Annotated in this window: 26 protein-coding genes, 2 tRNA genes and 1 other RNA gene; 17 read left to right on the forward strand and 12 right to left on the reverse strand. The window is 54.6% G+C overall.

The window, feature by feature from the left end; genetic code table 11:
• Positions 1-80: 80 nt before the first annotated feature.
• Entirely contained in the window at positions 81-4,043 is a 3,963-nt protein-coding gene (putA, locus tag ACQG2Q_RS08845; RefSeq protein WP_063849349.1) for a trifunctional transcriptional regulator/proline dehydrogenase/L-glutamate gamma-semialdehyde dehydrogenase, read from the reverse strand.
• A 422-nt stretch (positions 4,044-4,465) separates the two neighbouring features.
• Here putA and putP point away from each other — a divergent pair, with 422 nt between their 5' ends.
• On the forward strand, positions 4,466-5,974 hold the full coding sequence (gene putP / locus ACQG2Q_RS08850; protein ID WP_022647686.1) for a sodium/proline symporter PutP: 1,509 nt from the start codon (positions 4,466-4,468) through the stop codon (positions 5,972-5,974).
• A gap of 75 nt (positions 5,975-6,049) precedes the next feature.
• Positions 6,050-6,469: a DUF3574 domain-containing protein gene (locus tag ACQG2Q_RS08855; RefSeq protein WP_063849348.1), complete on the forward strand. Its 420-nt coding sequence runs from the start codon at positions 6,050-6,052 to the stop codon at positions 6,467-6,469.
• A gap of 70 nt (positions 6,470-6,539) precedes the next feature.
• On the opposite strand, the gene ACQG2Q_RS08860 is transcribed toward ACQG2Q_RS08855, so the two are convergent.
• Positions 6,540-7,724: a NupC/NupG family nucleoside CNT transporter gene (locus tag ACQG2Q_RS08860; protein ID WP_063163652.1), complete on the reverse strand. Its 1,185-nt coding sequence runs from the start codon at positions 7,722-7,724 to the stop codon at positions 6,540-6,542.
• Positions 7,725-7,975: 251 nt separating this feature from the next.
• Here ACQG2Q_RS08860 and efeU point away from each other — a divergent pair, with 251 nt between their 5' ends.
• The 5 genes from efeU to ACQG2Q_RS08885 all read left to right on the forward strand — a co-directional run bounded on the left by efeU (position 7,976) and on the right by ACQG2Q_RS08885 (position 14,481).
• Complete coding sequence (gene efeU, locus ACQG2Q_RS08865) at positions 7,976-8,809, forward strand: iron uptake transporter permease EfeU (protein WP_063849347.1); 834 nt, start codon at positions 7,976-7,978, stop codon at positions 8,807-8,809.
• 41 nt (positions 8,810-8,850) lie between these two features.
• Positions 8,851-9,978 (forward strand): iron uptake system protein EfeO, encoded by a 1,128-nt coding sequence (gene efeO / locus ACQG2Q_RS08870; RefSeq protein WP_063849346.1) that lies wholly within the window; start codon positions 8,851-8,853, stop codon positions 9,976-9,978.
• 3 nt (positions 9,979-9,981) lie between these two features.
• Positions 9,982-11,265 (forward strand): iron uptake transporter deferrochelatase/peroxidase subunit, encoded by a 1,284-nt coding sequence (gene efeB, locus ACQG2Q_RS08875; protein ID WP_022647691.1) that lies wholly within the window; start codon positions 9,982-9,984, stop codon positions 11,263-11,265.
• Between the two features lie 499 nt (positions 11,266-11,764).
• Entirely contained in the window at positions 11,765-12,556 is a 792-nt protein-coding gene (phoH, locus tag ACQG2Q_RS08880; RefSeq protein WP_017384762.1) for a phosphate starvation-inducible protein PhoH, read from the forward strand.
• A 419-nt stretch (positions 12,557-12,975) separates the two neighbouring features.
• Complete coding sequence (locus ACQG2Q_RS08885; RefSeq protein WP_022647693.1) at positions 12,976-14,481, forward strand: alanine/glycine:cation symporter family protein; 1,506 nt, start codon at positions 12,976-12,978, stop codon at positions 14,479-14,481.
• A gap of 213 nt (positions 14,482-14,694) precedes the next feature.
• Here the strand turns inward: ACQG2Q_RS08885 and ACQG2Q_RS08890 are convergent.
• From ACQG2Q_RS08890 to ACQG2Q_RS08900, 3 genes are all read right to left on the reverse strand, one after another.
• Positions 14,695-14,782 (reverse strand) — tRNA-Ser (locus ACQG2Q_RS08890).
• A gap of 137 nt (positions 14,783-14,919) precedes the next feature.
• Positions 14,920-15,597, reverse strand: coding sequence for an isochorismatase family protein (locus ACQG2Q_RS08895; protein ID WP_003858068.1), 678 nt, complete (start codon positions 15,595-15,597; stop codon positions 14,920-14,922).
• Positions 15,598-15,617: 20 nt separating this feature from the next.
• The gene (locus ACQG2Q_RS08900) at positions 15,618-16,478 is read right to left on the reverse strand and encodes a pirin family protein (protein WP_096216949.1); all 861 of its coding nucleotides are present in this window, start codon (positions 16,476-16,478) and stop codon (positions 15,618-15,620) included.
• A 109-nt stretch (positions 16,479-16,587) separates the two neighbouring features.
• Here ACQG2Q_RS08900 and ACQG2Q_RS08905 point away from each other — a divergent pair, with 109 nt between their 5' ends.
• Positions 16,588-17,493: a LysR family transcriptional regulator gene (locus ACQG2Q_RS08905; protein WP_058646886.1), complete on the forward strand. Its 906-nt coding sequence runs from the start codon at positions 16,588-16,590 to the stop codon at positions 17,491-17,493.
• A gap of 62 nt (positions 17,494-17,555) precedes the next feature.
• On the opposite strand, the gene ACQG2Q_RS08910 is transcribed toward ACQG2Q_RS08905, so the two are convergent.
• Positions 17,556-17,692, reverse strand: a non-coding RNA gene (locus tag ACQG2Q_RS08910) — RtT sRNA.
• 44 nt (positions 17,693-17,736) lie between these two features.
• Positions 17,737-17,824 (reverse strand) — tRNA-Ser (locus tag ACQG2Q_RS08915).
• A 229-nt stretch (positions 17,825-18,053) separates the two neighbouring features.
• Between ACQG2Q_RS08915 and ghrA the strand changes: the two genes are divergently transcribed.
• The 4 genes from ghrA (at position 18,054) to ACQG2Q_RS08935 (ending at position 20,967) form a co-directional block, all read left to right on the forward strand.
• The gene (ghrA, locus tag ACQG2Q_RS08920) at positions 18,054-18,992 is read left to right on the forward strand and encodes a glyoxylate/hydroxypyruvate reductase GhrA (RefSeq protein ID WP_063150436.1); all 939 of its coding nucleotides are present in this window, start codon (positions 18,054-18,056) and stop codon (positions 18,990-18,992) included.
• 84 nt (positions 18,993-19,076) lie between these two features.
• Positions 19,077-19,814, forward strand: coding sequence for a phosphatase (locus tag ACQG2Q_RS08925; RefSeq protein ID WP_063849343.1), 738 nt, complete (start codon positions 19,077-19,079; stop codon positions 19,812-19,814).
• A gap of 19 nt (positions 19,815-19,833) precedes the next feature.
• Positions 19,834-20,388, forward strand: coding sequence for a TorD/DmsD family molecular chaperone (locus ACQG2Q_RS08930; protein ID WP_096217029.1), 555 nt, complete (start codon positions 19,834-19,836; stop codon positions 20,386-20,388).
• Between the two features lie 96 nt (positions 20,389-20,484).
• Positions 20,485-20,967 (forward strand): DUF1097 domain-containing protein, encoded by a 483-nt coding sequence (locus ACQG2Q_RS08935; protein ID WP_074169601.1) that lies wholly within the window; start codon positions 20,485-20,487, stop codon positions 20,965-20,967.
• Positions 20,968-21,010: 43 nt separating this feature from the next.
• Here the strand turns inward: ACQG2Q_RS08935 and csgG are convergent, their stop codons facing one another.
• The 5 genes from csgG to ACQG2Q_RS08960 form a co-directional block, all read right to left on the reverse strand.
• Positions 21,011-21,844, reverse strand: a complete 834-nt coding sequence (gene csgG / locus ACQG2Q_RS08940) for a curli production assembly/transport protein CsgG (RefSeq protein WP_023299773.1) — start codon at positions 21,842-21,844, stop codon at positions 21,011-21,013.
• 26 nt (positions 21,845-21,870) lie between these two features.
• On the reverse strand, positions 21,871-22,287 hold the full coding sequence (csgF, locus tag ACQG2Q_RS08945; RefSeq protein WP_003858054.1) for a curli production assembly/transport protein CsgF: 417 nt from the start codon (positions 22,285-22,287) through the stop codon (positions 21,871-21,873).
• Positions 22,288-22,313: 26 nt separating this feature from the next.
• Positions 22,314-22,703 (reverse strand): curli production assembly/transport protein CsgE, encoded by a 390-nt coding sequence (gene csgE / locus ACQG2Q_RS08950; protein ID WP_003858052.1) that lies wholly within the window; start codon positions 22,701-22,703, stop codon positions 22,314-22,316.
• 4 nt (positions 22,704-22,707) lie between these two features.
• Complete coding sequence (gene csgD / locus ACQG2Q_RS08955; protein ID WP_006809293.1) at positions 22,708-23,358, reverse strand: biofilm master transcriptional regulator CsgD; 651 nt, start codon at positions 23,356-23,358, stop codon at positions 22,708-22,710.
• Between the two features lie 298 nt (positions 23,359-23,656).
• A complete protein-coding gene (locus ACQG2Q_RS08960) occupies positions 23,657-24,013 on the reverse strand; it encodes a hypothetical protein (RefSeq protein WP_159427241.1) in 357 nt (118 codons plus the stop codon).
• A gap of 87 nt (positions 24,014-24,100) precedes the next feature.
• Here ACQG2Q_RS08960 and csgB point away from each other — a divergent pair, with 87 nt between their 5' ends.
• From csgB to ymdB, 5 genes are all read left to right on the forward strand, one after another.
• Complete coding sequence (gene csgB, locus ACQG2Q_RS08965) at positions 24,101-24,556, forward strand: curli minor subunit CsgB (RefSeq protein ID WP_023299774.1); 456 nt, start codon at positions 24,101-24,103, stop codon at positions 24,554-24,556.
• 39 nt (positions 24,557-24,595) lie between these two features.
• Positions 24,596-25,051 (forward strand): curli major subunit CsgA, encoded by a 456-nt coding sequence (gene csgA, locus ACQG2Q_RS08970; RefSeq protein ID WP_003858043.1) that lies wholly within the window; start codon positions 24,596-24,598, stop codon positions 25,049-25,051.
• Between the two features lie 56 nt (positions 25,052-25,107).
• Positions 25,108-25,440, forward strand: coding sequence for a curli assembly chaperone CsgC (gene csgC / locus ACQG2Q_RS08975; RefSeq protein WP_023299776.1), 333 nt, complete (start codon positions 25,108-25,110; stop codon positions 25,438-25,440).
• Positions 25,441-25,593: 153 nt separating this feature from the next.
• Complete coding sequence (locus ACQG2Q_RS08980; protein ID WP_063849340.1) at positions 25,594-25,914, forward strand: type 1 fimbrial protein; 321 nt, start codon at positions 25,594-25,596, stop codon at positions 25,912-25,914.
• A gap of 80 nt (positions 25,915-25,994) precedes the next feature.
• Complete coding sequence (gene ymdB, locus ACQG2Q_RS08985; RefSeq protein WP_022647704.1) at positions 25,995-26,531, forward strand: O-acetyl-ADP-ribose deacetylase; 537 nt, start codon at positions 25,995-25,997, stop codon at positions 26,529-26,531.
• Positions 26,532-26,537: the final 6 nt, after the last annotated feature.

Here is a 26,537-nt window from a genome sequence, read left to right on the forward strand (position 1 = left end):
CCGGATGCGCTGTGCTTATCCGGCCTGCGGCTGTTTTATAGCCCCGGTAAGCGTAGCGTCACCGGGGAGAGTTTACACGATTAACCGATGGTCATCAGGCTGGCGTTACCGCCCGCCGCCGCGGTGTTAACGCTGAGCGAGCGCTCAACGTACAGGCGCTCCAGCAGCAGGTTGGTTTCCCCGCGGGCGAAGCCCTGCACCGAGACAATCGCGCCGCTGCGGGCCGCCACCTGCTCGCACAGTTCGCGCAGCTGGTCGGAATCACCGTGGTAGATCACCGCGTCAAACGGCTGGGTCAGCAGGGCATCGGCCTTCGCAAAGCGAATGCGAGCCGAGACCGCTTTTGGCAACTGTTTGGCGAGGTCGCGATGCAGGGCATCTTCCGGCCACAGCACCTCACAGCCCGTTGCCGTTGCGGCTGCCAGCTGCACCAGCGCATCCTCCTCGTTATCCGCCACGCACAGCACACGCTCGCGCGGCATCAGCGTCCAGGTGTTGCGCTCACCGGTTGGACCCGGCAGCAGACGCTGTGTTCCCGCCTGCGCCAGCTCGCCGTACTGCTGTGCAATCGCATGCAGCTCGGGACGATTTTCAGCCCACTTAATCAGCGCCTCCAGCGGCTGGGTCAGCACGGCTTTCACCTGCGCATCCACCGGATATTCCGCGTCCTGACGCGCCAGCGTCACGCCCAGCGCATTTTCCGGACGGTTTGCCAGCAGGCGGTACAGATAGAGCGGACCGCCCGCTTTCGGGCCGGTGCCGGAGAGACCTTCACCGCCGAACGGCTGCACGCCCACGACCGCGCCAACCATGTTGCGGTTGACGTACAGGTTGCCGACTTTAGCATTGCCGGTCACCTGGGCAATGGTTTCGTCGATACGGGTATGTACACCGAGCGTCAGGCCGTAACCCGAGGCGTTGATCTGATCGATCAGCTCGTTGAGGTTGTTACGGTTGTAGCGCACAACGTGCAGTACCGGGCCGAAGACCTCTTTTTTCAGCTCGTCGAAGCTTGCCAGCTCAATCAGCGTTGGCGGCACGAAGGTGCCGGTCTGCCACTCGCGGGCATCTTCGCTGTTCTCACGCACCGCCTGGAACACCGGACGGCCTTTGGCACGCATGGTCTGAATGTGGTTTTCGATGTTGGCTTTGGCTTCCGCGTCGATCACCGGCCCGATATCGGTGGTGAGACGGCCCGGGTTGCCCATGCGGCATTCCGCCATCGCACCGCGCAGCATCTTCAGCGTGTGGTCAGCCACGTCATCCTGTAAGCACAGCACGCGCAGGGCGGAACAGCGTTGACCCGCGCTGTCGAAGGCAGAGGCCAGCACGTCAACGACGACCTGCTCAGTGAGCGCGGAGGAGTCCACGATCATGGCGTTCATGCCGCCGGTTTCAGCGATCAGCGGCGTTGGACGGCCCTGCGCATCCAGACGGGTGGCGATGTTGCGTTGCAGCAGGGAGGCTACTTCGGTCGAACCGGTAAACATCACGCCGCGCACGCGGTGATCGGAGGTCAGTTTGGCACCCACCGTTTCACCGCGCCCCGGCAACAGCTGCACCACGCCCGCCGGTACGCCCGCTTCCAGCAGAATGTTGATGCCCTGAGCGGCAATCAGCGGAGTCTGCTCTGCCGGTTTTGACAGCACGCTGTTGCCTGCGGCAAGGGCCGCGGCAATCTGGCCGGTGAAGATTGCCAGCGGGAAGTTCCACGGGCTGATACAGACCACCGGGCCGAGCGGACGGTGCGTTTCGTTGTCGAAATCATCGCGCACCTGACCGGCGTAGTAGTGCAGGAAGTCGACCGCCTCGCGCACTTCGGCGATGGCGTTGCTGAAGGTTTTACCCGCTTCACGCACCAGAATGCCGATAAGCTGCTGCATCTGATCTTCCATCAGCACCGCCGCGCGTTCCAGAATGGCGGCACGCTCCTGCGGCGGGGTGGCAAACCAGATTGGCGCGTTGTTCACCGCGCTCTCCAAAGCCTGATCCACTTCCGCTTCTGTGGCTTCGCGCACGTAGCCGACGATATCCTTCGGCTCTGCCGGGTTGATCACCGGCTGCATTTCACCGTCTTCAACGGACTGCTCAAGGATCGGTTTGGCCTGCCACTTCTGCAATGCGCTGTTAAGCAGGGCAGAAGAGAGCGACGCCAGACGGTGTTCGTTGGCGAGATCCAGACCCGCCGAGTTGACGCGACCTGCACCATACAGCTCGCGCGGCAGGGCAATCTTCGGATGCGGCAGACCAATCTGGCCTTCCTGCGCCGCCATCTTCTCTACGGCCTGTACCGGATCGGCCACCAGTTCGTCCAGCGGCAGGGTGGTATCGGCGATGCGGTTAACGAAGGAGGTGTTCGCCCCGTTCTCCAGCAGACGACGCACCAGGTAGGCCAGCAGGGTTTCGTGAGTACCTACCGGGGCATAAATACGGCACGGACGGTTCAGCTTGCCGTCGGCCACTTTACCGGTCACCTGTTCGTACAGCGGTTCACCCATGCCATGCAGACACTGGAACTCGTACTGGCCCGGATAGTAGTTCTGACCCGCCAGGCTGTAGATCGCCGCCAGGGTGTGGGCGTTGTGGGTGGCGAACTGCGGATAAATCAGGTTCGGCACGCCGAGCAGTTTTTTCGCGCAGGCGAGGTAAGAGACGTCGGTGTAGACCTTGCGGGTATAGACCGGATAGCCTTCCAGTCCTTCCATTTGGGCGCGTTTGATTTCGCTGTCCCAGTAGGCACCCTTCACCAGACGGATCATCAGGCGGCGACGGCTACGGCTGGCCAGGTCGATCAGGTAGTCAATGACGAACGGGCAGCGTTTCTGGTAGGCCTGGATAACGAAACCAATCCCGTTCCAGCCCGCCAGCTCCGGCTCGAAGCACAGTTTTTCCAGCAGATCGAGGGAGATCTCCAGACGATCCGCCTCTTCGGCGTCGATGTTGATGCCGATGTCATACTGGCGCGCCAGCAGGGTCAGGGACTTCAGGCGCGGGTAGAGTTCTTCCATCACCCGGTCGTACTGCGCGCGGCTGTAGCGCGGGTTCAGGGCGGAAAGCTTGATAGAGATGCCTGGCCCTTCATAAATACCGCGACCGTTGGACGCTTTACCGATGGCGTGGATCGCCTGCTGGTAAGAGACCATGTAGGCCTGCGCGTCGGCGGCGGTCAGCGCCGCTTCGCCCAGCATGTCGTAGGAGTAGCGGAAGCCTTTGTCTTCCAGCTTGCGGGCGTTCGCCAGCGCTTCGGCAATGGTTTCCCCGGTGACGAACTGCTCGCCCATCAGGCGCATCGCCATGTCCACACCCTTGCGGATCAGCGGCTCGCCGCTCTTGCCGATAATACGGTTCAGGGAGCGCGACAGGTTGGCTTCGTTATGGGTGGAGACCAGCTTGCCGGTAAACAGCAGGCCCCAGGTGGCGGCGTTCACAAACAGGGACGGGCTGCGGCCAATGTGGGAGTGCCAGTTGCCGTTGCTGATTTTGTCGCGGATCAGGGCATCGCGGGTGGCTTTATCTGGGATACGCAGCAGCGCTTCCGCCAGACACATCAGCGCCACGCCTTCCTGCGAGGAGAGGGAGAACTCCTGCAACAGACCCTGCACCATACCGGCGCGTCCGCTGGCGGTTTTCTGATTACGCAGCTTGTCGGCGAGCTGATACGCCAGGCTGTGCGCCTGAGCGGCAACGGCTTCCGGCAGGCGCGCCTGCTCCAGCAGCATCGGCACGGCGTCGGTTTCGGCACGGCGATAGGCGCCGGTAATGGCGGCGCGGCTGACGGACTGCGGCAGGATCTGCTCGGCAAATTCCAGGAACGGCTGGTGGTTCTCATCAGCGGCCGTCGCGGCCTCTTCGCCTTCGTTCGCAGCGCCCGCCAGCAGGGCAGGCAGCTCCGGCAGACCTTCTTCACTCTCCAGTCTTTCCAGATAGTTAAAAATCGCCTGCTTGATTAACCAGTGCGGCGTGCGGTCGATACGGGTCGCAGCGGTTTTAATCCGTTCGCGGGTAGCGTCATCCAGCTTAACCCCCATGGTGGTCATCCCCATGCCAAAACTCCTGTTGTTCTGTAATAGCGTTCTGTTGATAGCGTGAAATATCCACCATGTTGCAACTTTGTGCAACCGTGTTAAATGTGACCTGGTCTGCAAGCTGGAAAATGAATGGATTGTTAACGATTAGTTAGCTGTGAAAAAGAACGCGCGGCGGTTTCTGAGCCCAGTTTTTATGCGGTGCTTAACACTTTTTAAAGGTGCAACCCATAAAAGCGTGAGCGAGTGCAACCTATAGGAAAGACGTATAAAACCAGGGATGAAATTCATGTAAATGCAGTGTTAAATCGTTTGTCAGTGGGATGCGTATACGGCAGGATAGCGCGCCCAACGGAAACACATACACACATCACTACGTTCCGGTGATGACATAACAAGGCAGCCCGGACGGCTGTCGCTCGACATTTTGGAGAATTTGAATGGCTATTAGCACACCGATGCTGGTGACATTTCTCGTTTATATTTTTGGCATGATCCTGATAGGGTTTTTGGCATGGCGTTCCACTAAAAACTTTGACGACTACATCCTCGGCGGGCGCAGCTTAGGCCCGATGGTCACCGCGCTCTCAGCGGGCGCTTCCGACATGAGTGGCTGGCTGCTGATGGGGCTGCCGGGCGCGATTTTCATCTCCGGTATCTCCGAAAGCTGGATCGCCATCGGCCTGACCGTTGGCGCGTGGATTAACTGGAAGCTGGTAGCAGGCCGTCTGCGTGTGCATACCGAAGCCAACAACAACGCCCTGACGCTGCCGGATTACTTCACCGGACGCTTTGAAGATAACAGCCGCATATTGCGTATTATCTCTGCGGTGGTGATCCTGCTGTTCTTCACCATCTACTGTGCCTCCGGCATTGTGGCGGGCGCGCGTCTGTTCGAAAGCACCTTCGGCATGAGCTATGAAACGGCGCTGTGGGCCGGTGCGGCCGCGACCATCCTCTATACCTTCGTGGGCGGATTCCTGGCGGTAAGCTGGACCGATACCGTGCAGGCGAGTCTGATGATTTTCGCCCTGATCCTGACCCCGATAATTGTGATTTTTACCGTCGGCGGCTTTGGCGAATCGCTGGAAGTGATCAAGCAGAAGAGCATCGAAAACGTCGATATGCTGAAAGGGCTGAACTTCGTGGCCATCGTCTCCCTGATGGGCTGGGGCCTGGGCTACTTCGGTCAGCCGCACATTCTGGCGCGCTTTATGGCGGCGGATTCTCACCACACCATCGTTCACGCGCGTCGCATCAGCATGACGTGGATGATCCTGTGTCTGGCGGGGGCGTGCGCGGTCGGTTTCTTCGGTATCGCCTACTTCAACAACAACCCGGCGCAGGCGGGCGCGGTGAACCAGAACGCCGAGCGCGTGTTCATCGAGCTGGCGCAGATCCTGTTCAACCCGTGGATTGCCGGTATCCTGCTCTCCGCGATCCTGGCGGCAGTCATGTCCACCCTGAGCTGTCAGCTGCTGGTGTGCTCCAGTGCCATCACCGAAGACCTCTACAAAGCGTTCCTGCGTAAGGGCGCGAGCCAGAAAGAGCTGGTGTGGGTAGGGCGTTTTATGGTGCTGCTGGTGGCGCTGGTGGCGATTGCGCTGGCGGCTAACCCGGAAAACCGCGTGCTGGGGCTGGTGAGCTACGCGTGGGCGGGCTTTGGCGCCGCATTTGGTCCGGTGGTGCTGTTCTCCGTTCTGTGGTCACGCATGACCCGCAACGGCGCGCTGGCGGGGATGATCATCGGTGCGGTTACCGTTATCGTCTGGAAACAGTTCGCGTGGCTGGGCCTGTACGAAATCATCCCGGGCTTCATCTTCGGCAGCCTCGGTATTGTGGTGTTTAGCCTGCTGGGTAAAGCGCCGTCTGCATCTATGCAGAAGCGCTTTGCGGAAGCGGATGCGCATTACCACTCAGCGCCGCCGTCTAAGCTCCAGGCTGAGTAATTTCCCCCTCACCCTAACCCTAACCCTCTCCCCAAAGGGGAGAGGGGACAGACCGTTCACCCGTTCGAGATGAGAATGATGATTAAAACAGGGTTGATGATGTCAGCATTACTGCTGCTGGCGGGGTGTAACGCTCCCACGCAGCATGCGGCGGTGGAGACTTGCAAAGCGGATAACCAGATGCAGCAGACTACGCTCTATTTTGGCTTGAATCGCCCGGCAGGGGCGCAGATTACCGGCAGCGAGTGGCAGCAGTTTGTCGACCAGGACGTGACGCCGCGTTTTCGCGATGGCTTAACGGTGGTTGATGCCCGCGGGCAGTGGCTGGGGAACGACGGAAAAGTGGCGCGTGAACCCAGCAAAGCGTTAATGCTCATCCATGGTAAAGACGCGCAGAGCGAGAAGAACATCGAAGCGTTGCGCGGGATCTATAAGTCTCGTTTCGCGCAGGAATCGGTGATGCGGGTCGACCAGCCGGTGTGCGTGCAGTTTTAATGAGAACGGCGGGAATTCCCGCCGTTGTTGTTTTGTAGGCCGGGTAAGCGAAGCGCCACCCGGCATTGCATCAGAGCACCAACCCCGCAAAGCTCGCCGACAGCAGGCTCACCAGCGTCGCACCGTATACCAGGCGCAGACCAAACCGCGACACCACGTTACCCTGTTGCTCGTTCAGGCCTTTTATTGCCCCCGCCACAATACCAATGGAGGCAAAGTTAGCGAACGACACCAGGAACACTGACAAAATCCCCAGTCCGCGCGGTGACATTTGGTGGGCTATTTTTTGCAGCTCGATCATCGCCACAAATTCATTCGCCACCAGTTTGGTTGCCATAATACTGCCCGCGCTTAAGGCATCGCTCAGCGGAATACCAATAAGCCACGCCAGCGGATAAAACACGTAACCCAGAATCTGCTGGAAGCTCAGGCCAAATACGCTGGCGAAGAGGGCATTAACGGCGCTAATAAGGGCGATAAAGCCAATCAGCATCGCCAGAATAATCATCGCCACCTTAAAACCGGCCAGAATATATTCGCCCAGCATTTCAAAGAAGCTCTGGGATTCATGCAGCTTTTCCAGTTTGATATCGGGTTCGGCTTCCGGGCGGGCCGGGTTAATGACCGAAAGGATAATAAAGGTGCTGAACATGTTCAGGATCAGTGCCGCGACGACAAATCTGGCGTCGAGCATGGTCATATAGGCACCGACAATCGACAGCGAAACCGTCGACATCGCCGTTGCAGCCATCGTAAACAGGCGGCGTGAGGAGAGATCGCCCAACACGCCCTTGTAGGCAATGAAGTTTTCAGACTGACCGAGTATCAGTGAGCTCACCGCGTTAAAGGATTCCAGCTTGCCCATGCCGTTCAGTTTTGACAGCAGCGTCCCGATAACCCGAATAAAGATCGGCAGAATACGCCAGTGCTGCAGAATACCAATCAGCGCCGAGATAAAAATAATGGGGCAGAGCACGCCAAGGAAAATGAACGCCAGCCCTTTTTCACCCATCCCGCCAAAGACAAAATTCGTCCCTTCGGCAGCGAATTTAAGCAGTGACTCAAAGAAACCGGAGACATGTTTAATAATGAACAGGCCGCTTTCTGCATGCAGAAAAAAGAATGCCAGCGCGATTTCAATCACGATCAGCTGTAAAACGAAACGAATGCGAATTTTTCGGCGGTCGAAACTCACCAGCCAGGCAAGCGCAAGAATAATCACCAGCGCCAGCAGGAAATGGACAATTTTAAACATGGTTTATTTTCAGTTGGTTTTCGAGGCGGACATTTAGCCACAGCCCCGGTTAACCGTAAATGGGCATTTTCGTTATACCTTATAAACGCAACGGTTACTCAGGCAATTATTATTCCGCAATGCGTTTACATCTGGTCATCAAAACTCCACATATTTCGCTTGTTTTTCTTGTAGCCGTAATGATAATCACTATCACAAGAATTTACCTTTCTTTGCATCAGTTGACCGCGATAAACATTTAAGGTGTCTGCATGTTTGTTCCTTTTCTCATTATGTTACGTGAAGGCCTTGAAGCGGCCCTGATTGTTAGCCTTATCGCCAGTTATCTGAAGCGCACCCAGCGTGGACGCTGGATCGGCGTGATGTGGGTTGGCGTCTTCCTGGCCGCGGCGCTCTGCCTGGGGCTGGGTATTCTTATCAACGAAACCACCGGTGAATTTCCTCAGAAAGAGCAAGAGCTTTTTGAAGGCATTGTTGCCGTAATAGCGGTGGTGATCCTCACCTGGATGGTGTTCTGGATGCGCAAGGTCTCCCGTAACGTGAAGGTACAGCTGGAGCAGGCGGTGGATAACGCCCTGCAAAAAGGCAACCAACACGGCTGGGCGCTGATCATGATGGTTTTTTTCGCCGTGGCGCGTGAAGGCCTGGAGTCAGTGTTCTTCCTGCTCGCGGCTTTTCAGCAGGACGTGGGCATCTGGCCGCCGCTGGGCGCGATGCTTGGGCTGGCCACGGCGGTTGTGCTTGGCTTCCTGCTCTACTGGGGCGGAATTCGTCTTAACCTGGGCGCGTTCTTCAAGTGGACCAGCCTGTTTATTTTGCTGGTGGCCGCGGGGCTGGCGGCAGGGGCGATCCGCGCCTTCCATGAAGCGGGCCTGTGGAACCACTTCCAGAACGTGGCGTTTGATCTTAGTAACGTTCTCTCCACCCACTCACTGACCGGCACGCTCCTTGAAGGTATCTTCGGTTATCAGGAAACGCCGAGCGTCAGCGAGGTGGCGATGTACTTTATCTATCTTATTCCGGCGCTGGTGCTGTTCTTCATGCCATCGCGCCCCAGCGCTCAGCCGTCGCGTACTGCGCCGTGAAGCGCTTTGTTTAGTTACAACATACTTTAAAGGGAAGAGACATGGCTATTCAATTCCGTCGTAGCGCGTTACAGGTTGGTGTGGCAGCGCTGTTCGCGTCTGCCTTCGCCGCTCAGGCAGCAGATATTCCGCAGGTAAAAGTCACCGTCAACGATAAACAGTGCGAGCCGATGACCATCACGGTTAACAGCGGTAAAACCCAGTTTATTATTCAGAACCACAGCCAGAAGGCGCTGGAGTGGGAGATCCTGAAAGGCGTGATGGTGGTAGAAGAGCGTGAAAATATCGCGCCTGGCTTCAGCCAGAAAATGACCGCTAATCTTCAGCCGGGGGAATATGACATGACCTGCGGCCTGCTGACTAACCCGAAAGGTAAGCTGATCGTCAAAGGCGCAGCGACGGCGGACGCGGCCAAAGGCACCGCGCTGCTGAGCCTCGGCGACGCCATTACCGCCTATAAAGCCTACGTCACCAAAGAGACGGCTGACCTGGTGGTAGGCACCAAAGCCTTTACCGACGCGGTGAAAGCGGGCGATATCGAAAAAGCGAAATCCCTGTATGCGCCTACACGTCAGCACTACGAGCGCATCGAGCCGATTGCCGAGCTGTTCTCTGACCTCGATGGCAGCATTGACGCCCGCGAAGATGACTACGAGCAGAAGGCCGCCGATCCGAAATTCACCGGCTTCCACCGCCTGGAAAAAGCCCTGTTTGGCGATAGCTCCACCAAAGGGATGGAGAAATACGCCGATCAGCTCAACAGCGACGTGCTGGAGCTGCAAAAACGCATCAGCGAGCTGGCCTTCCCGCCGTCGAAAGTGGTGGGTGGTGCTGCGGGTCTGATTGAAGAAGTGGCCGCGAGCAAAATCAGCGGCGAAGAAGATCGCTACAGCCACACCGACCTGTGGGACTTCCAGGCAAACGTCGACGGCGCACAGAAAATTGTCGATCTGCTGCGGTCCCAGCTGCAAAAAGAGAACGGCGAACTGCTGGCGAAAGTGGATGCCAACTTTAAGAAAGTTGACGCCATCCTGGCGAAATACCGTACCAAAGACGGGTTCGAAACCTACGACAAGCTGACCGATGCTGACCGTAACGCGCTGAAAGGCCCGATTACGACGCTGGCGGAAGATCTCTCCCTGCTGCGTGGCGTTCTGGGTCTGGACTAAGCGATGAACAAGCATGATGAGTACGACGTGGCGGAACCTTCCCGACGTCGGTTGTTAAAAGGGGTAGGGGCGCTGGGCGGCGCGTTTGCCCTGGCGGGCGGCTGTCCGGTGGCGCATGCGGCAAAACCGCAAAGTGCCCCCGGCACGCTCTCCCCGGATGCGCGTATGGAAACGCAGCCATTTTATGGTGAGCACCAGGCAGGAATCCTGACGCCGCAGCAGGCCTCGATGATGCTGGTGGCTTTCGATTCGCTGGCGAGTGATAAGGCTGACCTTGAGCGTCTGTTCAGGCTGTTGACCACGCGCATTGCCTTCCTTACGGCGGGCGGTCCGGCACCGGAAACACCGAATCCGCGCCTGCCGCCGATGGATTCCGGGATCCTCGGGGCGTTTATCGCTCCCGATAATCTGACCATCACCGTGTCGGTGGGGGAATCGCTGTTTGATGATCGCTACGGTCTGGCGAAGCAGAAGCCGAAAGCGCTGCAAAAAATGACGCGATTCCCGAATGACTCTCTCGACGCGGCGCTGTGCCACGGCGATCTGCTGTTGCAGATCTGCGCCAATACCCAGGATACGGTGATCCACGCCCTGCGCGATATCATCAAGCACACCCCGGATCTGCTCAGCGTGCGCTGGAAGCGGGAAGGTTTTATCTCTGACCACGCCGCGCGCAGTAAAGGGAAAGAGACGCCGGTCAACCTGCTGGGCTTCAAAGACGGTACCGCCAACCCGGACAGCAGCAATACCGTGTTGATGAAAAACGTGGTCTGGGTGACGGAGGATCAGGGCGAACCGGCCTGGGCGGTGGGTGGCAGCTATCAGGCGGTGCGTATCATTCAGTTCCACGTGGAGTTCTGGGACCGCACGCCGCTGAAAGAGCAGCAGACGATCTTCGGCCGCGATAAGCAAACCGGCGCACCGCTCGGCATGAAGCACGAGCACGATGAACCCGACTACGCCCGCGATCCGAACGGAGATGTTATCGCGCTGGACAGCCATATTCGTCTCGCCAATCCTCGCACCAAAGAGACCCAGTCCAGCCTGATGATGCGCAGGGGCTACAGCTACTCGTTGGGGGTGACCAATTCCGGTCAGCTTGATATGGGACTGCTGTTTGTCTGCTATCAGCACGATCTGGAGAAAGGGTTCCTCACCGTGCAGAAGCGGCTCAACGGCGAAGCGCTGGAGGAGTACATCAAGCCCATCGGCGGCGGCTATTTCTTTGCCCTGCCCGGCGCGCGTGACGCGAAGACCTGGCTCGCTCAGGGTCTGATAGAAGCCTGATAATCGTCCCTGCGACAGTTCGCGGGGACATTATTTTTCCATATCACTATCTTGTTGTTATATTTCTGTAATATTCATATATGAGACTGATTCCGCTGCAGGAGCAGTCTTAAAGGTTGCATCTAGGTAAAATAAATGTTGCATTTATGATAATTCCTGATGTACTTAAGATAAGACAGCGGTAGTTCCCGGCAGTGATATTGACTCACTATGGAGATCGCGAATGGTTGCGTCCTGTACTGGACAAGGTAAACACATCAACCGCAGCACCCGGCGCGGAGGCTCAGACTCCGGCAGCGATTTCCTCACCACAAAATTCTCCCCTCCACCTCTAAATACGATTTCTACCGACGTGCATAACGGTGCGCGTAGCCGTTCTGTATCGTCATTCGGTAATGCAAGCAATGGCTTACAAGGAAGCCAACCCTCTGATGTTCGTGCGCATAATCGTGCCGATGCTGGCGCGTGTGATGAATACCAACAACTCAAGGTGCTATCCATGGGAAGACAGAAAGCAGTGATCAAAGCTCGTCGCGAAGCAAAACGTGTGCTGAGACGGGATTCACGTAGCCATAAACAGCGTGAAGAAGAATCGGTCACCTCGCTTGTGCAGATGAGCGGCGTAGAATCCATTGGCATGGCGCGGGACAGCCGCGATGCATCGCCAATAGTGGCGCGGAATGAAGCTCAGGCGCACTACCTGAATGCTATCGAGAGTAAACAGCTCATCTTTGCAACCGGGGAAGCCGGATGCGGGAAAACCTGGATCAGTGCCGCCAAAGCGGCGGAGGCGCTGATTCATAAGGACGTGGAAAGGATCATCGTTACCCGTCCGGTACTGCAAGCGGATGAAGATCTGGGCTTCCTGCCTGGCGATATTTCTGAGAAGTTTGCCCCGTACTTCAGGCCCGTCTATGACGTGCTGGTGAAGCGGTTGGGCGCTTCCTTTATGCAGTACTGCCTGCGACCAGAGATTGGCAAGGTGGAAATCGCGCCGTTCGCCTATATGCGCGGACGTACATTTGAAAATGCGGTCGTTATTCTTGACGAGGCTCAGAACGTGACCGCTGCGCAAATGAAGATGTTTTTAACGCGCCTCGGGGAGAACGTGACGGTTATCGTCAACGGCGATATTACCCAGTGTGACCTGCCGTCGGGCGTGAAGTCTGGCCTGAGCGATGCCATGTCACGTTTTGAGGAAGATGAGATGATAGGGGTGGTCCGCTTCACAAAAGAGGACTGCGTCCGCTCAGCGCTGTGTCAACGAACGCTGGAAGTGTACTCCGACTAAGATCATTTCACATTTTAAGTCATTTCTTCCCGGCGTCATGCCGGGAAGCTTCTTTTATTCCCTCTGTTCGCATGGCTTTTTTTAAATCATATTTATTTCCTATAGCATTCAACGGCATTTACGCACCGTTTTGCGGTAATAATAATATTACTGTTAATTTGCTGCGAACGCTTTTTATACAGTTAGAAAAAATGTGATATGTATTTACAATACCCACAAAATACCTGTGAATATAATGATCGCGCTAATTGTTAGGTGAAAATTAAACGTGAATGTTGTCACAGAACATGACTAAGCAGTAAAAATTAAGTTGGTGTCTTTTGGGTAATTATCTATGTTTCGTACTTGTTCAAATTAAATTCTAAGAAGAAACACACCAGGGGATCGTTTCCTCTGGAACATCACGCTGAGGGTCATACATGAACGAACTGGTTAGTGCAATTAACGGTGTTATCTGGAGCCCTGCGTTAATATTTTTATGTCTGGGTGTCGGTCTCTATTTCTCACTGCGTAGTCGTTTTCTACAATTACGTCATATAAAACATATGATTACCCTGATGTTTCAGGGCGGGGCTACCGATGCCGGCGTATCATCGTTTCAGGCGTTGACGATGACGCTGGCGGGCCGCGTAGGGACAGGGAATATCGCCGGTGTGGCGACCGCCATTACCTTTGGTGGCCCCGGTGCGCTTTTCTGGATGTGGGTAGTGGCATTTTTAGGCGCCAGCTCTGCTTTTGTTGAATCCACGTTAGGTCAGGTTTATAAAGAAAAAATTAACGGCGAATATCGTGGGGGACCTGCCTTTTATATTGAAAAAGGGTTGGGGGTGAAGTGGTACGCATGGTTATTTGCTATTGTGACCATTTTCTCCTGCGGTTTATTACTTCCGGGCGTACAGGCAAACTCAATTGCCGCCAGCCTGGATATTGCCTTCGGTCTTAACCCAAACGTTACGGCGGCAATACTGGCTGTACTGTTAAGCTTCATTATTTTCGGTGGTGTAAAAAGGATCGCCAGCTTTAGCAGTATGGTCGTTCCGTTTATGGCGCTCGGCTATATTATTGTTGCCTGCGTTATTATCGCGATCAATATTGAAAAACTGCCTGCTGTTATCCTGCTGATCTGGAAAAGTGCTTTTGGCCTTGAAGCGGGATTTGGCGCTATTCTGGGCCAGGCTATCATGTGGGGCGTTAAACGCGGTGTCTATTCCAACGAGGCGGCGCAGGGCACCGGGCCACATGCCTCCTCGGCAGCAGCCGTAAGTCATCCGGTGAAACAAGGGCTGGTTCAGGCGTTCTCCGTATATATCGACACGCTGTTTGTCTGCTCCGCGACCGGGTTTATGCTGTTGATCACCGGGCTTTATAATGTTCAGGGCGTCGACGGCGCAGCCCTTTATACCGGTATTGCAGGCGTGGCGGCGGGTCCTGGCTATGTGCAGACAGCGATGGAAAGTATGATGCCGGGCTTTGGTAATTACTTTGTCGCCATCGCGCTATTCTTCTTTGCCTTCACCACCATCATTGCCTATTACTATATCGCTGAAACCAATATCGCCTACATCAACCGTAAAATTCACCGTCCGTGGCTGACATTCCTGCTTAAATTATGTCTGATGGCTTCCACGGTATATGGCACAATCCGCACCGCGGATCTGGCATGGGGATTAGGGGATATCGGGGTAGGGCTGATGGCCTGGCTCAACATTATTGCCATTGTCCTCTTGCATAAAAAAGCCTTTGCCAGCCTGAAGGATTATGAAACCCAGAATGCGCAGGGAATTGATCCACAGTTTGATCCGGTTCGGCTTGGGATTAAAAATGCGGATTACTGGCTGGGGGAGCGCAGAGATGAAGAGGGGGGATTGCCGGGGCAGGTTTCTTCTCCTGAAGGAAAGCAGCCGGCGGGGAAGTTGAATAACTGAGGAATAGTTTAAAACGGGCCCGTGCTTATGCGCGGGCTTTTTTTATGGGTGAGGCGGTATCACCCGCACCGGCGGGGATTGACTCGCTTCGCTCTCAGTCTGTCCAACTGGCTGCGCCAGTTGTCGAACCCCGGTCGGGGGTTCTCATCCCCCCGCAGACGTGCAACATGCGAAAAAAAAGCCCGCATTTTCATGCGAGCTCTTCTTAAAATATGGCGGTGAGGGGGGGATTCGAACCCCCGATACGTTGCCGTATACACACTTTCCAGGCGTGCTCCTTCAGCCACTCGGACACCTCACCATATTGTTTTGCTGCCTGACCGCTTGGGGGGCAACGGGGCGCTACTATAGGGAGTTGCGCGAAAGCGGTCAAGCAGATTTTCTCCATTCGTGCCTGTTCGGTTAAGCCTTAATCAGCTTATGGCGCACCGCGCAGGATCAACGCTGCGAATCGAGCACTTCGCTGTTTTTCACGACGTCCTGCGCTTTGCTGTAACTTTCGATCAGCAGCTGGTAGGCAGGGAAGATGTGTGTGTACACCTCTGCCCATTCTCCCGCATCTTCACGGTTCCACGTGCGCTGGATCTCTGAGGCCACTGCCGCTGTGTCCATCGGTACCACGCCTGCCTGCACCACGCGCGCCAGGGTGATCTCTTGCGCCATTTTGCTGTAGGTGCCGGAGGCATCAATCACCGCAAACACTTTATATCCGTCCGCCACCGCGCTGATGGACGGGAAGGCCATGCAAACGCTGGTAATCGTCCCCGCGATAATCAGCGTTTTGCGTCCGGTGGCTTTCACCGCCGCCACGAACTCCGGATTATCCCAGGCGTTGATCTCACCCTTGCGTGCCACATACTGTGCGTGCGGCGCATTGGCGTGGATCTCCGGGATAAGCGGGCCGTTCGGTCCCTGTGGAACCGACGCCGTGGTGATCACCGGGATCTTCGCCAGCGAGGCGATCTTTGCCAGCGCTGCTGCACGAGCGCGCAGCTCAGGCATTGGCATGTCTCCAACAGTCTGGAACAATCCGCTCTGGTGATCGATAAGCAGCATAACGGCATCATTGACGTCAATAACGGGACGTGCACCGTTGAAGTTTGCAGGGGTAGACATAATGCGCTCCTTTATTACGTTTAGATTTGGCCAAAGCGGCCGGAGTTGAAATCGCGAATAGCTTCGGCGATTTCGGTTTTACTGTTCATCACAAACGGGCCATAGCCCACGATGGGTTCATTCAGTGGCTCCCCGGCCATCAGCAACACTTTGGCATCGCTGCTGGCTTCGAGATGCAGCTTGTCGCCGCTCTGACTCAGCACGACCAGCTGCGCCTCACCCGCAGGCGTGGTGCCGTTCACCGTCACGCTGCCCTCAACAACAACCAGCGCCGTGCTCCAGCCTTCGGGCTGATTGAGCGTCAGGTGGCTGCCCTGGTGCAGCGCGAGCTCCCATACGTTAAGCGGTGAGAAGGTATGCGCCGGGCCGGTTACCTCTCCAAAGCGGCCAGCAATCACGCGCATTGTTCCGCTGTTATCCGGCAGGGTGACCACCGGGATATCCGCCTGAATGATGCTCTGGTAGCCAGGCGTCGCCATTTTGTCTTTGGCGGGCAGGTTGACCCACAGCTGCATCATTTTCAGTTCACCGCCTTTCTGCGAGAACGCGCTGGAGTGGAACTCCTCGTGCAAAATGCCTGCGCCTGCCGTCATCCACTGCACATCGCCTGGACCAATAACGCCGCCTCTGCCGGTGGAATCACGGTGCTCAACTTCGCCTGAGTAGACGATGGTCACCGTTTCAAAACCGCGATGAGGATGCTCGCCCACGCCGCGTTTTGCGCCATCCGCCGGGAAGGTATGTGGTCCGGCGTAGTCAAGCAGCAGGAACGGGCTCAGCGGTTCGCCGTGCGTCTGGTAAGAAAACATCGAACGAACCGGAAAACCATCACCGACCCAGTGCGGACGAGGTGCGGTATACACGCCTGTTACGTTTTTCATGATTAACTCCTGATGTCCTGTTGATGTAAATAGCTTATATTCAGGGTTAATATCCCGGTAGATAGCAAAAATGACATTCACTGTTCCTTAAATGGAACAATGGGGGCGTATGCAGGATCTCAATGATTTCGTATGGTTTGTGAAGGTGGTGGAGCATGGCGGCTTTGCGGCAGCGGGGCGGGCGCTCGATCAGCCAAAGTCGAAACTGAGCCGTCGGATTGCGCAGCTGGAAGAACGCCTGGGTGTTCGGTTGATACAACGTACTACGCGGCAGTTTGCGGTGACTGAAGTGGGGCAGACGTTCTTTCAGCACTGTAAAGCCATGCTGGTGGAGGCTGAAGCTGCGGAGGAGGCGGTGGCTGCTTTACAGGCTGAGCCGCGCGGTATGGTCAGGATCACTTGCCCCGTAACCCTACTGCACGTTCACGTGGGGCCCATGCTGGCGAGGTTTATGGCGCGCTATCCGGGAATTAACCTCCAGCTTGAAGCCACCAACCGCCGGGTCGATCTGGTGGGGGAGGGGGTGGATGTGGCGATCCGCGTTCGTCCGCGCCCGTTTGATGACAGCGATTTGGTATTAAGGGTGCTGGCGGACAGGGGTCACTGTCTGGTTGCCGGGCCGACACTGATTGAACGGATGGGCAACCCGGCGATGCCTTCTGAGCTCAGCGAATGGCCGGGTTTAAGTATGGGCGCTGGTAAACACCTGCATAAGTGGGAGCTGAGCGGGCCGGAGGGGGCGAAAGCAGACATTCACTTCACGCCGCGCCTGGTGACTACCGATATGCTGGCGCTGCGGGAGGCAGCGATGGCGGGCGTGGGCGTGGTACAGTTGCCCATTTTGATGGTGAAGGATCAGCTGGCTTCAGGTGAGCTTGTTCGGGTGCTGAACGCGTGGGAGCCAAGACGGGAAGTGATTCACGCAGTATATCCTTCCCGGCGCGGCCTGCTGCCATCGGTCAGGACGCTGGTGGATTTTCTAACCGAAGAATATGCCCGGATGGTGGAGGAGTAACGTTTCCAGGGGACAACTGAATGCGAGCACCTAACTATCCCCTCTCCCCTCCGGGGAGAGGGTTAGGGTGAGGGGGGGATTGACTCGCTTCGCTCGCCCTGCGGGCAGCCTGTTCGCTACGCTCACAGTCTGTCCAACTGGCTGCGCCAGTTGTCGAACCCCGGTCGGGGGTTCTCATCCCCCCCTTGCGGAGAATATATAAGAAAAAAGCCCGTACTTTCGTACGAGCTCTCGTCTTGAATATGGCGGTGAGGGGGGGATTCGAACCCCCGATACGTTGCCGTATACACACTTTCCAGGCGTGCTCCTTCAGCCACTCGGACACCTCACCATATTGTCATCCCGTTGTTGTCGGGACGGGCGCTAATGTAAGGAAAAGCCGTACTGCCGTCAACCCACTTTTTCAGTAATTTAGCGTGTTTAGACAAACTTCAGGCAACCTGATTTCGAAATGTGCGAAAAGCGCCTCTTTTATCAGCAACGCGGTTTAGCGATAAATTTGTTATGCTGACAAGCCAGTTGAAAATGAAAATAAAACAGCGCACTAAAAGGCAATGACTATGGATATTATCTTCTATCACCCCACTTTTGATACGGCTTATTGGATTAAGGCGCTCACGGCGGCACTGCCTGGCGCACGCGTTCGCGAATGGAAACAGGGCGATAATGAACATGCCGACTACGCGCTGGTCTGGCATCCCCCGGTCGAAATGCTACAGGGACGCCGTTTGAAGGCGGTGTTTGCTCTTGGTGCGGGGGTGGATTCCATTCTCAGTAAGCTGAAGGCACACCCTGAAATGCTGCCGGAAGATATTCCCCTGTTTCGTCTGGAAGATACCGGTATGGGGGAGCAGATGCAGGAATACGCCGTAAGCCAGGTGCTGCACTGGTTCCGCCGCTTCGACGATTATCAGGCGTTTAAACAGCAATCCCACTGGGAACCGCTCCCGGATTATCAGCGTGAAGATTTCACCATCGGCATCCTCGGGGCGGGTGTGCTGGGTTCGAAAGTCGCCGAAGCGCTCGCCCCGTGGGGCTTCCCACTGCGCTGCTGGAGCCGGAGCCGTAAGGATTATCCGGGCGTCGAGAGCTTTGCCGGATTGGACGAACTCCCGGCGTTCCTGAAAGGGACACGCGTTCTCATTAACCTGCTGCCGAATACGGCGGAAACGGTCGGCATTATCAATGGCACGCTCCTCAACCAGTTGGCAGAAGATAGCTACTTAATGAACCTGGCGCGCGGGGTACACGTTGTGGAAGACGATCTGCTGAAAGCGCTGGATAGCGGTAAACTGAAAGGCGCAATGCTGGATGTGTATAGCCGCGAACCGCTGCCGACAGACAGCCCGCTCTGGGCACATCCGCGCGTGGCGATGACGCCCCATATTGCGGCCGTGACGCGACCGGCGGAGGCCGTGGCGTATATCTCGCATACCATCAGCGAAATAGAGAAGGGCAATGCGGTGACCGGACAGGTAGACAGACAGCGAGGCTACTGAGAGAAACCCGGCGTTCGCCGGGTTTTTGCTAATATTCGCCGCTGATAACTGCTATCCTTTGGAAAAACCGCAGAGGAGAGAAAGATGTATCCCGTTGACCTGCATATGCACACCGTCGCCAGTACCCACGCTTACAGTAACCTCCATGATTATATCGCTCAGGCGAAGCTGAAAGGCATCAAACTGTTTGCGATAACCGATCACGGTCCGGATATGGCGGATGCGCCGCACTACTGGCATTTTGTGAATATGCGTATTTGGCCACGTCTGGTTGACGGTATCGGGATACTGCGAGGCATCGAAGCGAACATCAAAAATACCGACGGTGAAATTGACTGCACCGGCCCGATGCTGACCTCGTTAGATCTGATCCTCGCCGGCTTCCACGAGCCGGTCTTTACGCCCCAGGATAAAGAGACCAACACCGCGGCGATGATTGCCACCATTGCCAGCGGCAATGTGCACATTATCAGCCACCCGGGAAATCCGAAATACCCGATCGATATTCAGGCCGTGGCACAGGCCGCAGCGAAGCACCGCGTGGCGCTGGAGATCAACAACTCCTCGTTCGTGCATTCGCGTAAGGGCAGTGAGGCCAACTGCCGCGACGTTGCGGCGGCCGTGCGTGACGCGGGCGGAATGGTGGCGCTGGGCTCTGATTCACACACGGCCTTCACGCTGGGTGATTTCAGCGAGTGCCTGAAAATATTGCGGGACGTGAATTTCCCGGAAGAACAGATCCTGAACGTCACGCCGCGTCGTATGCTCGACTTCCTTGAGTCGCGCGGCATGGCGCCGATTGATGAATTTGCCGATCTTTAATTAATAACGGAATAAAAACATGAATGAGTTTTCCATTCTTTGCCGCGTGCTGGGCACCTTATATTACCGCCAGCCGCAGGATCCGCTGCTGGTTCCGCTGTTTACCCTGATTCGTGAAGGTAAACTGGCGCAGAGCTGGCCGCTGGAACAGGAGGAGTTGCTGGAACGTTTGCAAAAAAGTTGCGATATGCAGCAGATTTCAACGGATTACAACGCGCTTTTCGTGGGGGAAGAGTGTCGCGTGTCGCCGTATCGTTCTGCCTGGCAGGAAGGTGCGACCGAAGCGGAAGTTCGGGCGTTTCTTTCAGAACGCGGCATGCCGCTGACGGATATGCCTGCCGATCATATCGGTACCCTGTTGCTGGCGGCCTCATGGAATGAAGATAAAGCAGGTGATGATGAGAATGAGGCGATTGAAACCCTGTTCGAAACGTATCTGCTGCCGTGGGTCGGAACCTTCCTGGGTAAAGTTGAAGCCCACGCCACCTCTCCGTTCTGGAGAACGCTGGCTCCGCTGACGCGTGACGCTATCGCTGCCATGTGGGATGAGCTGGAAGAAGAGAGTGAAGAGTGATTTAAATCACAAAAATCCTGCAACGATACATTTCAACTTGCACGTAACGTGCTTCTGATCTCATTTCTAGGGTGCGCATCTGCTAAGATGCGCACCATGAACATATTACTTTGTATTGCAATCACGACTGGCATCCTCTCCGGCCTCTGGGGTTGGGTGGCGGTATCTCTCGGTTTGTTGAGCTGGGCCGGTTTTCTTGGCTGCACGGCCTATTTCGCCTGTCCGCAGGGTGGTTTTAAAGGGCTCTTTATTTCAGGCAGCACGTTACTGAGTGGCGTGGTCTGGGCGCTGATCATTATGAAGGGCAGCGCGCTGGCGCCGCATGTGGAAATCCTGGGGTACCTCATGACCGGTATTGTGGCTTTCCTGATGTGCGTTCAGGCAAAACATCTGCTGTTGTCCTTTGTGCCCGGCACGTTCATGGGTGCCTGCGCGACCTTTGCAGGCCAGGGGGACTGGAAGCTGGTGGTCCCTTCGCTCATGCTGGGATTACTGTTTGGCTACGCTATGAAGAACAGCGGTCTCTGGCTTGCAGCCCGACGCGTGAAGAGCCAGAACGTTCCTGTGGTAGGTAAATAAAAAAAAGGCGAGACGAAAATCTCGCCTTTTTATACGCCGCCAATCATGACTCCGGCGGAACCGACATCTCACGGTATTTCACCAGCACCGCATTACTCACGTCACTTTTATTCTGAAGATCCCACAAGCCGCGATCGATACCGTCATTAATCAGGAAAATCACCCCGGTTTCGATGGCCGACATCAGACACAGCATGACCGGCTCGTTAGAGGTATAGCCAATTTCAGCCTCCAGCAAACGCTGGTAGTCGATAAAGCGGAATACCCCCGCCTGCACTTCATATGAGAGAATCGTTTTGCTGGTGGTCACGGAGGATAAAATTTCACCCGTGCTCACGTTAACCACGCGCAGGTTGACGGCAATCTGATCCAGCTGATACTGCGTGTCGGCCCCGATACCAAAGTAACGGGCACCCGCGCCGCCCGATTTCACGTTACTTTCGTAGCCGATAATCGAGCCTTCCACCATGATATTGGCTGCGGTGAGAGACTGTAGCGGCATGCGGTTATTGACGCCAACGGTACCATTCTCCTGTGCAGCACGAATGATTTTTCGTTCGTTAAGCAGGTTTTGCAGCCCCTGGCGTTCCAGCGGGATAAACCAGCGCGAATCTTTCAGGGCGGTAACCAGCATCGCGGTGGCGCTCTGCGGTACGGCCGTGGAGAAGTTACTGGCCGGATACGGTTTGAACTGGCCCGTCTCATCCTGAATGTTATAGACCGAGACGAATATCTTCCCGGTAGGGCCGGGCAGATGCGTCAGATCCCGATAGCTCTGGGCACGGGGCATTAGGGTGGGTTTAGCGGCTTCTTTTGGCGGGGCAGTTAAACAACCGCTTAATAAGCACACTGCAACTAAAATAAAAAAGCGCTGCATGATAATTGTCCTTATTTCGGGGTTGTTTAGAAATCAGTTGAACTGGTCTGCAAACCGGAAACCTGGATTGTCGACGTCTTACCGGTTTTTCGGTCTGTCACATTTAACTGAAGCTGCCCGTCTTTATTGGCAATATCGACGATAAAGTCGTTAGTGACCATCCGGCCGGGTTTTCCGGTATTAATGTTGGTTAATAAGCCACCTAATATTTGCGACTGGATGGCCTGAGTAAAATTATCCAGAGCTGACGGGGTCTCGATACCGAAATCATCGTCATAGCTGGGGTCTTTATAGGAGTTTTGAGCCTGCGCCTGGTTAAGCATAAAGGCTCCGTTATTCGGGTTGCCGCCAAAATTAGGGTTGCGGAACTGGAATGTCATATTTCCGGCCCAACTCAACGGCGCAATGAGCATTAACGAAATCACTGTGTGTGCGAGACGCATTACAGCCTCCGAAATAGGTGTCGTTGCTAGAACTCATCTTTTGCTAAATCGCCTGTGCTCAAAAGGGCTTTATCTAACTGTAGGCGGTTAATAGCTTCTTCTGTTTGTGCCAGTGCGAAAGCGACGTTCTGATCGAAGTCTCTTTTCGTTGGGAATAAAAAAGTCTGGTAAATAACGTCCTGATTAGCGGTTATTGTGATCCAGCTTCCCCACCGCGCACTGGGCCGTTCGTTGATGGTTAAATTACCCGGATAATCGCTTTCCCACTTATCGCTGAAGGCACGATAAAAATCGTGTCCGACAGAGGTGACAGTGTGGTCGGTCAACAGTCCAGGAACTTCCACCTCAACAGCCTGAAGGTTTCCGGCAGCAAGCATAATGCCTGCGGCGGCAATCCAACTTAGGGTGCGTTTCATGCTATTAACGCCTGAGGTTATCGTTTGCCCACGACACCGCCTGCGTGCGATTTTTAACAGCTATCTTTTTGAAAAGATTATAAAGATGCGTCTTAACCGTATTTTCGCTGATAAATAACGAACGGGCGATTTCAATATTTGAAGCACCAATACGCAGTTTGTTCAGGATCTCTTTCTCACGGTGCGTCAGAAGGGCCGATTCCGAACTGTTATAGCGATAATTTCCGGAGTGGGTAATGAGGTAGCTGGCCAGTTTTTGCGAGAAATAACACTCCCCCCGCAATATGCCCTGCAAACCCTCCACGACACGGTTTTCTTCTTCTGTAACGTAAAACACGCCGTTAATATGCGGCCAGCTCTCAATTTCGCGGAAAGGATACTCATCAGGCGTATTCAATAACAACACGCGGATATTATTGTTTTTCCTGCTTAAATTATCTTGCCAGTAATGGATCAGTTTTTTATCCGCTTCCATCATATCGAGAAGAATGATGCTGCCAGGAGCGATATCATCAAAAGAACGTTGAATGTTATGAAGTTTCCCGTTAAGTGACAGGCATTGTTTTAAATGCTGCAATAACGCTGTCGCTTGTAAGGAAGGTTTTGTGATCAACAATAATGTATGACCGGGTAAGCTATGGACTTCATTAAACATGATGAAACCCCACGTTATTTATGACACCCGGCAGTTGCCCTCGTTTTATTGAAAAGGGCACCAGAAGTACTGCAGGTGTGGCACTGCTGTGTGTAGTTAAAAAACCTTCCTCCAAAGGAGGCGGTAAAATTAAAAACAAATAACGTACTGCTGTTTTCAATCTAGCTATTGCAAACTTTAAAGCAAGTGTTAATCGTGTAACAGAATGTAAAATTCGATATTTATTTGTGTATTTTGCAGGGTTAATAGATTTTAAGATAAGGGGAAAGTTGTACAGGTGTATAAACGTGCACAGATTTTAAAAATCATACGGTATATTATAATGATCTGTATTATCTGGTTTTTTATTATTGTAAGCCAGCCGGTAAAAAGTAGGAACTCTGCTAAAAACATAAGACTTCCCTAAGCCAGAATTTTTTCTTAAGAAAACTTGCTTCGTGTCACGCGCGTGGCAAAGGGCATTGTCGTTTTTGTCTGAAGAAGCCGGTGCAGGTTGGACAGCCTGTCTCGCTGTTGTACAAGCGCAGGAAGACATTTTTGGTTTCTGCTTTAAGCGAGTATCCCGTCGTTTCAGGCGAGATTTACGACTTTGAGGTGAAGGGGAATATAAAAATAAGGCGCACGGGTGAGATATTAAACATGTTTCGGCAGACATACTCTTTTCCGTAACGCGGCGTTAACAAAACGAATCGCGTTAACGGAGTAAGGAATACCTTTTTATAGCCAGGTCCAGGGTGACAGCATGAAAAACAAAACGTTGTTTATGATGTTTACATTACTGGGTGCGCCTGGGTTTGTAATCGCAGGTGATTCAGATTTAGCCAGTTCTGAATATAATTTTGCGATAAATGAATTAAGTAAAGCTTCATACAATCAGGCAGCCATTATTGGTCAACAGGGTTCAGGAAATAATGCTGATGTACGCCAGGGCGGTTCTAAATTGCTGTCCGTTATTTCCCAGGAGGGCGGGAATAACCGCGCGAATGTTGATCAGTCAGGGACGTATAACCTTGCTTATATCGATCAGACCGGCAACGGCAACGATGCGAGTATTAAGCAGGGCGCTTTTGGCAACACCGCCATGATTATCCAGAAAGGCTCGGGTAACAGGGCGAATATAACGCAGTATGGTACGCAGAAAACAGCAGTTGTAGTACAGAGACAGTCGCAAATGGCTATTCGCGTTATTCAACGCTAGCGATGTGTGACGCCTTAATCAATCCGATGGGGGTTTACCATGAAACTTTTCAAAGTGGCAGTTATTGCAGCAATCGTAGTTTCTGGCAGTGCTTTCGCAGGTGCGGTACCACAATTTGGCGGCGGTCACGGTGGTGGCTGGGGTGGCGGCAATAACGGCCCTGACTCAACCCTGAGCATTTACCAGTACGGCGGCGGTAACTCCGCGCTTGCTTTGCAGACGGATGCCCGAGATTCTGAATTGACCATTACCCAGCATGGTGGCGGTAACGGCGCAGATGTTGGCCAGGGCTCTGATGACAGTTCTATCGATCTGCTGCAAAAAGGCTTTGGTAACAGCGCCACCATCGACCAGTGGAATAGCAAAGATTCTGTTATCAACGTGAAACAGTTCGGCGGCGGCAACGGCGCGGCGGTAGACCAGACAGCGTCCGGCTCAACGGTGACTGTGCACCAGGTTGGCTTCGGCAACAACGCGACCGCACACCAGTACTGATTCATTTCTGTACCAAAAAACAGGGCATGCGCCCTGTTTTTTTTCGGGAGGATCTCATGAGCACCTTCATTCTCCTTGCCGCGCTTGCCAGCCAGATAACGTTCAGCACCTCACAGCAGGCAAATGTGACAACCATTATTCCTCAGGTCACGCTGGCAGACGCCTGCGAATGTCAGGTTGAGGTGTTATCTGTCCGACAGGGGCAGGGGGGACAAAGTACATCGCGGCAGAAAAATACTCTTTTTATACCCGCTAATCAGCCGATTGATTTAACGCGAATCAGTTTAAATATTCGCTCAGGGGATGCGGTAAAAATAATCGTCACCGTTTCCGATGGAAAATCGCTTCATTTATCACAGCAGTGGAACGCACCGGCAAGTACGCTTTAATCATTCATAAAATCAATGATTTAATAAAGTGGCGGCGCTGCACAGGTAAGCTATGCTGATATCAAGAACCCAGCAAACGGGTTGCTTAAATTGATACGTCATAACGGAGCGTTTTTACCCCTCAAGGACGAATTTCATTGAGGAGTACAAATAATGTTCAAATCCGCAGCGTGTATTATTTCTGGTCTGGGACTGATCCTGTCCTCTTTTATTTCTCCGGCTTATTCAGCAACTATAGAGAATGGTGGGGTGATTCATTTTCGTGGCGCGGTGGTCGCTGACCCGTGCGAAGTCACGCCCCGGCATCAGCAGTTTGCAATTTCCTGCCCGGAAAATAACCGTATGAAAACGCATACCATCAGTTATGACGAGGCGCTCCGGGGCCATCATCCTCACTCAGCGCTGGCCGCTGTCACCATGAAATACCTGAATGAAAAGAAAACGCTTGCGGTCGTTCAGGTGGATTACCGTTAACCGCCGTTTTTTTCGCGACAGTTTTTCTCCTTCTCCCTCTGCGATACACTGATGAAAAAGGCGGGTTGCAGAGGGTGTTTATGAGACCGCAAATCGACGTTATTCATGGCGATATCACGACGGTGCACGTTGACGTGATCGTCAACGCAGCCAATTCCTCCCTCTTGGGTGGGGGCGGGGTGGATGGTGCCATTCACCGGGCCGCGGGCCCTCAGCTCCTTGAAGCATGCAAAACCGTGCGCCAGCAGCAGGGAGAGTGCCCGCCGGGGCATGCTGTTATTACGCTTGCGGGCGATCTCCCGGCCAAAGCGGTGATCCATACCGTTGGACCCGTCTGGCACGGTGGCGACCGCCATGAGGCTGAGATTCTGGAGCAGGCTTATCGTAACTGCCTGCGGCTTGCGGCAGATAACGGCTATAAGACCATGGCGTTCCCCGCCATTAGCACCGGGGTGTACGGTTATCCAAAGGAAGCGGCAGCTACGATCGCCGTGAATACCGTTTATCACTACCTTTCCCTCAAACCCATGCCGGAAAAAGTCATTTTTGTCTGTTTCGATGAGCACACCGCCGACCTGTATCAGCGGCTTTTGACCGCGCGCAGCCAGGCATTTTGATGTCTG

Source organism: Enterobacter cloacae complex sp. 370H10 (genome assembly GCF_050031535.1).
Classification (GTDB): Bacteria; Pseudomonadota; Gammaproteobacteria; order Enterobacterales; family Enterobacteriaceae; genus Enterobacter; species Enterobacter intestinihominis.